We start from the raw sequence: 7,313 nt of genomic DNA, 5'->3' as shown, positions 1-7,313 counted from the left end.
GTGATGCATCTGGAGGACCAAGCCCCTCTGTTGAGGGGCTGCCCCGACAGGGGCGGGGAGAGGCCGGCAAAGGGAGGGGCCCACGCGTTGCGCAGCAACGTGTGGGGCGACGCGCAGAGCGCGTCGCGTCCCGCGCCAGATAAAGAAAAAGGGCTGCCTTTCGGCAGCCCTTTTTCTTTATCTGGCGGAGAGGGGGGGATTCGAACCCCCGAGGCGCTATAAACGCCTGCCTGATTTCGAGTCAGGTACATTCAACCACTCTGCCACCTCTCCGGGTGGTCCCCGGCGGACCGGGGACGCGCATCATACGAGGAAGTCAGGCCGACGACAAGTCATTCCGGTCAATGAAGTGAAAATTTCCCGGATGCATGCCTTGCCGGATGCCCGCAGCCCCCCGATGATGCCTGTCTCCCCAGCAATACCCCGCCCCTGCACACCATGATCGAATTCGGACACCTCACCCACCCCGGCCTGCGCCGCGAGCTCAACGAAGACACCTACTACGGTGACAGCGAGCTGGCCCTGTGGCTGGTGGCCGATGGCATGGGCGGCCACGCCTGCGGCGAGGTGGCCAGCGCGCTGGCGCGCGAAACCATCGTGCGCGAGATCCGCCGTGGCGCGCCGCTGGCCCAGGCCATCCGCACCGCCGACGAAGAGATCATCCGCGCCTCGCGGCGGCGCAACGACACCCTGCCGATGGGTACCACCGTGGTCGCCGCACGCGTGCAGGGCAATCGTTATGAAGTGGCATGGGTCGGCGACAGCCGTGCCTACCTCTGGCGTGACGGCCAGCTGGCACAGCTCAGCCAGGATCACAGCGTGGTGCAGGAACTGGTCGCGCAGGGCAACCTGACGGCCGAACAGGCACGCGCGCATCCACATCGCAACGTGGTCACCCAGGCGCTGGGCGTCACCGATCCGGCACATCTGAACGTGGCCACCACCAGCGGCGAGCTGCGCCCCGGCATGCAGCTGCTGCTGTGCAGTGACGGCCTGACCGAGGAAGTGGACGACCGCGGCATCGCCCGCACCCTCGCCTTCGAGGATGCAAGCGCACAGGAATGCGTGGACACGCTGGTCGCCGCCGCGCTCGACGGCGGTGGCCGCGACAACATCAGCGTGATCCTGGTGCGCTGCCATTAACCCGTAGATCCACGCCATGCGTGGAGGCGGTAGTGCCGGCCGCTGGCCGGCTCACCGGGAAACGTGTTCACGCAGATGCCGGCCAGCGGCCGGCACTACCTCTTCCAGGCATTACGCGCTGGCGGGCTCTTCCACCTTCGGCCCATCCCACAGTGCGTGGCCGGCCTTCTTGCGCAGCCGCTCCAGCCGCGCGGCATGCGCTTCCAGCTCCGACGGCGTGGCCACTACGCGCGGGCGCGGCAGCAGCTTGCTGGTATCGAAGGCCTGCAGCGCCGCACCGGCGCCACCGCCATCGTCATCCCCCAGGCCGAATCCGATCTCTTCCTGCCCCGAGGTCAGCGCGATGTACACGTCACCCAGGATCTGCGCATCGAGCAGGCCGCCGTGCAGCGCACGGTGCGAGTTGTCAACGCCCAGTCGCTTGCACAGCGCATCCAGCGAATTGCGCTGGCCCGGGAAGCGCTCGCGCGCCATCACCAGGGTATCGATCACCGTGCAGCGATCGGTGATCTTCCCGTACTGCGGGCCCAGCAGCGACAGCTCGTTGTCGAGGAAGCCCAGGTCGAACGCCGCGTTGTGGATGATCAGCTCGGCGCCATCGATGAAGGCCAGGAACTCATCGGCGATCTGCGCGAAGTCCGGCTTGTCAGCCAGGAACTCCAGGGTCAGGCCGGTGACTTCCTGCGCGCCCTGTTCGAACTCGCAGTCCGGCTTGATGTACTGGTGGTAGTTGTTGCCGGTCGGGCGGCGCTTGAACAGCTCCACGCAGCCGATTTCGACGATGCGGTTGCCCTTCTTCCATTCCAGGCCGGTGGTTTCGGTATCGAGGATGATCTGACGCATGGGCTCAGTTTACCGGGCTGGCGTCGCGGATCTGGATGGCCGCGTTGCGCGCCAGCGTATCCACCCGCTCGTTGTCCGGGTCACCGGAGTGGCCCTTTACCCAGCGCCAGTCGATCTGATGCCGCAGCGTCGCGGCATGCAGGCGCTCCCACAGCTCGCGGTTCTTCACCGGGTCGCCGCCGGCGGTCTTCCAGTTCTTGCGGATCCAGCCGGGCAGCCACTGCGTCAGGCCCTGCCGCACGTACTGCGAATCGGTATAGAGCACGATGTTGCAGGGCTCGGTGAGCGTCTCCAACCCGGAAATGGCCGCCATCAGCTCCATCCGGTTGTTGGTGGTGTGCGCTTCGCCGCCGCTCAGTTCACGCTCGTGGCCCTTGTAGCGCAGCAGCGCAGCCCAGCCGCCGGGGCCGGGATTGCCAAGGCAGGAACCGTCGGTGTGGATTTCGATGGTTTTCAATACAACTCCAGATCAGGTGGCAACGGTGCCGAGCCAACGCACCGGCAACGGTTTCGGCCCGGGCAGGGCCAGCGTGCGCTTTTCAGCATGGAACAGGCAGGCCGCGCGCAGCGGCGCCCAACCGCCCGTGCGGCGACTGCCTGCACCGCGCCAGAGCGGGCCGAGGTAACGCATATCGTCGCACTCCAGCCCGTGGCGGCCGAGCAGCAGGCGGATCCGCTGTGGCGTGCGCACCACCAGTCCGTGCTGGCGCCAATGCGTGCGGTAAGGGCTGAACGGGTTGAGGCTGCTCAGCCACAGGTGGCCGCCCGGCATCAGCACGCGCTCGCACTCGTCCAGCAGTCGCTCCGCATCGCCCGCGGTCACATGCTGCAGCACGACCGCGTTGACGCTCTCGCTGGCCAGCGGCAGCGGCAGCGCACAGCGGGTGTCGCCGGCATAGCCCTGACCCTGCCGGAACAGCCGCAGCCCGCGCCCGCCCAGCTGCGCATCCTCCAGCCAGGCCGCACTCGGTGCGATCCACAGCCAGGGCTGCTTCGGCAGGACAGACAGCTGCGGCAGCAGCAACTGCCGCTCCGCCACGCGCAAGGAGCCCGCCGGTTCAGTGTCGAACCACGGGGCCTGGCTCGCTTGACGGGTGCTCTGCAGCGCGGGCATGGTCCAATTCTATGCGACTGACTGCCCTGCCCGCATTTGCGGACAACTACATCTGGACGTTGATCGACGACGCTGGCGCCGCCGTGGTCGTCGATCCCGGCGATGCCGCGCCGGTGCTTGCGCTGGCCGATCAGGGCCTGCGCGTGGACACGATCCTGCTCACCCATCATCACGATGACCACATCGGTGGCGTGCCCGCGTTGCGGGCACGTTTTCCCGGTGTACGGGTCATCGCGCCCGTCGAGGAGCGCATCCCTGCAGCGACCGAGCGGGTCGGCGAAGGTGAACGCGTTCAGGCACTGGGCCGGACGTTCCACGTACTATCCGTGCCCGGGCATACCCGCAGCCACATCGCGTTTCACACTGCTGAACATCTTTTCAGCGGAGATTCGTTGTTCAGCCTGGGCTGTGGACGCCTGTTCGAAGGTACGCCGTCCCAGCTGCTGGCATCGATGCGCAAGCTGGGTACCTTGCCCGCGCAACTGCTGCTTTGTTGCGCCCACGAGTACACCGTGTCAAATGCCGTCTTCGCGCGGCATGTCGACCCCGCCAACGCTGCCCTGTGGCAGCGCCAAGAGGAGGCTTTGGCCATGCGCCGCGATGACCGTTCCACCCTGCCGGTAACCCTGGCCAACGAATTCGACTGCAATCCGTTCCTGCGTGTGCACACGGCGCCGATCCGCGCGGCAGTGTCGGCGCACCTGGGCCGCGACGTCGTTGACGACGTCGACGTCATGGCCGGTCTCCGGCACTGGAAAGACGGCTTCCGCGCATGATGCGCCGAAGTCTGCCGCTGGCCCTGGGCCTGGTCCTGGGGCTGGCCGGAACCGCCGGTGCCCAGTCGCTGGGCGCGGGCATCGGCCAGAACCTGGCCGCCGCGGCGGCCCTGCCGCTGGATCCGGCCGCGTTGCCGGCCGCGTCGGTCCGCAATGGCCAGGAGATCTTCTCCAGCTTCCGCGACGGCCTGGCCGAGCCCACCTGCAATGCCGAGGCCACCAGCCCGCGCTGGCAGAAGCAGTTCGCCCACGCCCCGTCGCGCCTGGCCAACCAGGATGACGATGCGCTGGTGCTGTTCGGCTACGTGGTTGAAGAGCTGCGCAAGGCCAACCTGCCTACCGAATTCGCACTGATCCCGTTCGTGGAAAGCGGCTACCGGCCCAATGCCCGCAATGGCAGCGGCCCGACCGGCCTGTGGCAGTTCATCGCCACCACCGCGCGCAACCACCGCGTGCCCATGGCCAACGGCTACGATGGCCGCCTGTCGGCGGTCGATTCCACCCAGGCCGCAGTGCGCTACCTGAAGACCCTGCACGGCATGTTCGGCGGCGACTGGCGCCTGGCCACCATGGCCTACAACGCCGGTGAGTACCGCGTGTTGCAGTCCATGCGCAAGGCCGGCATGAACGCGCAGAACGCCAAGCCGTCGGCGCTGCCCGGCCTGTCGCCGGTCACCCATGCCTACGTCGAGAAGCTGCATGCCCTGGCCTGCGTGCTGGAAGACGTGGAAGACCAGCCGGGCGTGATGGCCTCGCTGGACCGCACCGTGCCGGTGCTGAAGGACCACACCCTGCCCGCCGGCACCAGCGTCCAGCAGTGGGCCGCACAGCGCGCCCTGGACCCGGCCAGGATCGCCCGCCTCAACCCCGCCCTGGCGGGCGGTGGCCGCGCCTCGTCGGGTACCACCCGCGTGCTGGCTCCTGTCTCGGCTGCCAATGCGACGGTGGCGGACACCGCATCCGCCCTGGTCGCCAGCGCTGCGCCAGTCGCCACCGCAGCACCGACGCCGCAGGTGGCCAAGACCGTCGCCGCGATCGCTGATCGTCCGCGCAGCCGCCGCCACACCGTGCGTGATGGCGAGTCGGCCTGGACCATCGCCCGCCGCTACGGCATGCCGGTCAAGGCCCTGTTGTCGCTGAACGGCCTGAGCGGCAGCAGCGTGCTGAAGCCGGGCGCCGTGCTGCGCGTGGAAGACTGAGTCCGGCGCGGCACCGCCGCGCCCTGCCCTGTTTTCTGTAGAGCCGAGCCCTTGCTCGGCTTTTTTCTTGCCTGCGACTTGTCGGGGTTCATGACCAGCCGAGCACGGGCTCGGCTCTACAATTCGATTTCCAGCAGCGCCCGCACAAAAAAAGGCCCGGCAGTGCCGGGCCTTTCTCATGGATGCAACCGCAAGGCTTACAGGTTCGCCTCGGTGGTCTGGATCACGAACTTCTTGCGCATCGCCTCGATGTAGGCCTTGGCCGCGGCCATGCCATCGATCTGGCTCAGCTGTTCCTTCAGCTGCTTCTGCTGCTCTGCAGTCACTTCCTTGATGTCGCCCGGATTGACCTTGTTCACCGCGAACAGCAGCGCGTGGCCATTGACGTCGACCTTGCCATAGCTCGGCTTGCCTTCGGCCGGCACCGGCGCACTGAAGATCGCGCGGTTGATTTCCGGGGTCGGCACCGGCTGGCTGCGCGGCAGGCCCGGCATCGGGCTCAGCTGCAGCTTCTCGCTGGCGGCCAGCGACTGCAGGGTGGCACCCGCCTTCAGCTTGGCCAGGATCGCATCGGCCGCCTTGTCGCTGGCCTGGCGCTGGCGGTCAGCGCGGATCGCGGCGATCACCTGGTCACGAGCCTTGTCCAGCGGCAGGGCCTGTTCCGGGGTGTGCGCAGCCACGCGGATGACCACGCTGTGGTTGGTCGCGCCCCCCAGGGCGATCGGGTCACTGGCGGTACCGTCCTGCACCAGCACGTCGGAGAACGCCGCACGCAGCACGGCCGGGTCAGCCGCGATGCCACTGGCGGTCGCGCGGGTGATCGGGCCCAGCGTCTGCAGCGGCAGGTTCACTTCCTTGGCGGCAGCGGCCAGATCGCTCGGGCTCTTGTTGATGGCATCGACCAGGCGACCGGCCAGCTCGTTGAAGCCGCGCTCACCGTCGGCCTTCAGCTGTTCGGCGGCCAGCGTGTCACGCACTTCCTCGAACGACTTGCCCTGGCCACCGCGCACAGCGGCCACCTTGATGATGTGGTAACCGAACTCGGTCTTCACCGGGCCGATCACGTCACCGGCCTTGGCCGCAAACAGCGCGTCCTCGAACGGCTTCACCATCGCACCGCGCTCGACCCAACCCAGGTCACCGCCCTGGTCCTTGGAGCCCGGATCTTCCGAATTGGCCTTGGCCAGCGCGCCGAAATCGGCACCAGCGGCCTTGGCTTCGGCAGCGATCCTGTTCGCCTTGGCTTCTGCACCGTCACCGGTGATCAGGATGTGCGAGGCCTGGCGCTGCTCCGGCGAGGTGAACTTCGCCTTCTCGTCTTCATAGCGCTTGCGCAGGGTGGCTTCATCGGCCGCCGCCGGTGCCGGCAGGTTCGCGCCGTTGATCTCGACGTACTCCAGCGACACGCTCTCGGCCTGGCGGAAATCCTTGCCGTGGCTGTCGTACCACTGCTTGATCTGCTCATCGGTCACCGGCGCGGTATCGGCCGGTACGGGCGGCAACGCGGCCAGCTCGACGTCGCGGGTTTCGCCCAGCAGCTTCAACAGGCGCTCGGTCTCGGCCTGGGTGACGAAGCCGGAGCTCTGCAGGCCCGACGGAATCACCGACTGCTGCAGGCTCTCGCGCACCAGCTCCTGGAACTGGGTCGGCGTACGCGGCGGGTTGCCGCCGGCCAGGGCCAGGCGATAGTTGTTCTCGTTGAACTTGCCGTTCGAATCGAGGAATGCGGGCATGGTCGCGATGTACTCGCGCACCGCGCCGTCGCCGATCACCACGCCTGCCTGCTCACCGACCAGGCGCACGACCTGCTCGTCGATCAGCTGATCGAGCACGGCCATCTTGTTCTCGGTGCTCTCGAACGCGCGCGGGTCGAAGTTGTCGCCCTGCTGCTGGCGCTCACGCATGCGCTCCTGCTCGAAACGCGTGCGGAAATCCTGCGAGCTGATCTCGTGGTGCTGCCACAGCATGCGCACCGGCCACCACGACGGCGCCGAACGCCACCAGGTCGGCGGCGCGGAAACCTTGGCCACGTTCTGTGCGCCAACGCCACCGAGGTAGCTGTTGTCGATCACGAACAGGAACGGAATCATCAGCAGCCCCAGGATCACAGTGACGATCCAGCCTGAGGTCTTGTCGCGGAGTTTCTGCAGCATGGTGAGGAATCACAAGGCCTTATTGGCGAGCCCGGCAGTGTAACCCGCTTCGCCGCAGGGACCAAAAGCAGCGCCAGCGCGGCCT

7 protein-coding genes and 1 tRNA gene are annotated in these 7,313 nt (G+C 67.4%); 3 read left to right on the top strand and 5 right to left on the bottom strand.

Features of this window, described 5'->3' with window-relative positions; genetic code table 11:
- Window positions 1–182: 182 nt before the first annotated feature.
- Window positions 183–273 (bottom strand) — tRNA-Ser (locus tag AC5P7A_RS20215).
- Window positions 274–438: 165 nt separating this feature from the next.
- Here AC5P7A_RS20215 and AC5P7A_RS20210 point away from each other — a divergent pair.
- Entirely contained in the window at window positions 439–1,143 is a 705-nt protein-coding gene (locus tag AC5P7A_RS20210) for a PP2C family protein-serine/threonine phosphatase (RefSeq protein WP_014036153.1), read from the top strand.
- 111 nt (window positions 1,144–1,254) lie between these two features.
- Here AC5P7A_RS20210 and dnaQ read toward each other — a convergent pair whose 3' ends face one another.
- From dnaQ to AC5P7A_RS20195, 3 genes are read right to left on the bottom strand one after another with little or no spacing between them, the layout of a single operon-like run.
- On the bottom strand, window positions 1,255–1,986 hold the full coding sequence (dnaQ, locus tag AC5P7A_RS20205; protein WP_014036152.1) for a DNA polymerase III subunit epsilon: 732 nt from the start codon (window positions 1,984–1,986) through the stop codon (window positions 1,255–1,257).
- A gap of 4 nt (window positions 1,987–1,990) precedes the next feature.
- Window positions 1,991–2,443, bottom strand: a complete 453-nt coding sequence (gene rnhA / locus AC5P7A_RS20200) for a ribonuclease HI (RefSeq protein ID WP_014646157.1) — start codon at window positions 2,441–2,443, stop codon at window positions 1,991–1,993.
- A gap of 12 nt (window positions 2,444–2,455) precedes the next feature.
- Window positions 2,456–3,100, bottom strand: a complete 645-nt coding sequence (locus AC5P7A_RS20195) for a methyltransferase domain-containing protein (RefSeq protein WP_495220545.1) — start codon at window positions 3,098–3,100, stop codon at window positions 2,456–2,458.
- 11 nt (window positions 3,101–3,111) lie between these two features.
- Between AC5P7A_RS20195 and gloB the strand changes: the two genes are divergently transcribed.
- Window positions 3,112–3,876: a hydroxyacylglutathione hydrolase gene (gene gloB, locus AC5P7A_RS20190; RefSeq protein WP_049440253.1), complete on the top strand. Its 765-nt coding sequence runs from the start codon at window positions 3,112–3,114 to the stop codon at window positions 3,874–3,876.
- On the top strand, window positions 3,873–5,075 hold the full coding sequence (locus tag AC5P7A_RS20185) for a lytic transglycosylase domain-containing protein (RefSeq protein ID WP_046429131.1): 1,203 nt from the start codon (window positions 3,873–3,875) through the stop codon (window positions 5,073–5,075). The genes gloB and AC5P7A_RS20185 overlap by 4 nt, the downstream gene beginning before the upstream one ends.
- A gap of 197 nt (window positions 5,076–5,272) precedes the next feature.
- Here AC5P7A_RS20185 and AC5P7A_RS20180 read toward each other — a convergent pair whose 3' ends face one another.
- The gene (locus tag AC5P7A_RS20180; RefSeq protein ID WP_014646101.1) at window positions 5,273–7,228 is read right to left on the bottom strand and encodes a peptidyl-prolyl cis-trans isomerase; all 1,956 of its coding nucleotides are present in this window, start codon (window positions 7,226–7,228) and stop codon (window positions 5,273–5,275) included.
- Window positions 7,229–7,313 lie beyond the last annotated feature (85 nt).

It is taken from the genome of Stenotrophomonas sp. YJH_SMC_65, from assembly GCF_059369475.1.
The sequence above is the reverse complement of the archived record's forward strand: the minus strand, read 5'-3'. Positions and strand labels throughout refer to the sequence as shown.

Coding starts and splice junctions, on each gene's coding strand:
- AC5P7A_RS20195 (WP_495220545.1), bottom strand. CDS start 3,100: ATGCCCGCGCTGCAGAGCACCCGTCAAGCGAGCCAGGCCCCGTGGTTC.
- AC5P7A_RS20185 (WP_046429131.1), top strand. CDS start 3,873: ATGATGCGCCGAAGTCTGCCGCTGGCCCTGGGCCTGGTCCTGGGGCTG.
- AC5P7A_RS20180 (WP_014646101.1), bottom strand. CDS start 7,228: ATGCTGCAGAAACTCCGCGACAAGACCTCAGGCTGGATCGTCACTGTG.
- gloB (WP_049440253.1), top strand. CDS start 3,112: ATGCGACTGACTGCCCTGCCCGCATTTGCGGACAACTACATCTGGACG.
- dnaQ (WP_014036152.1), bottom strand. CDS start 1,986: ATGCGTCAGATCATCCTCGATACCGAAACCACCGGCCTGGAATGGAAG.
- AC5P7A_RS20210 (WP_014036153.1), top strand. CDS start 439: ATGATCGAATTCGGACACCTCACCCACCCCGGCCTGCGCCGCGAGCTC.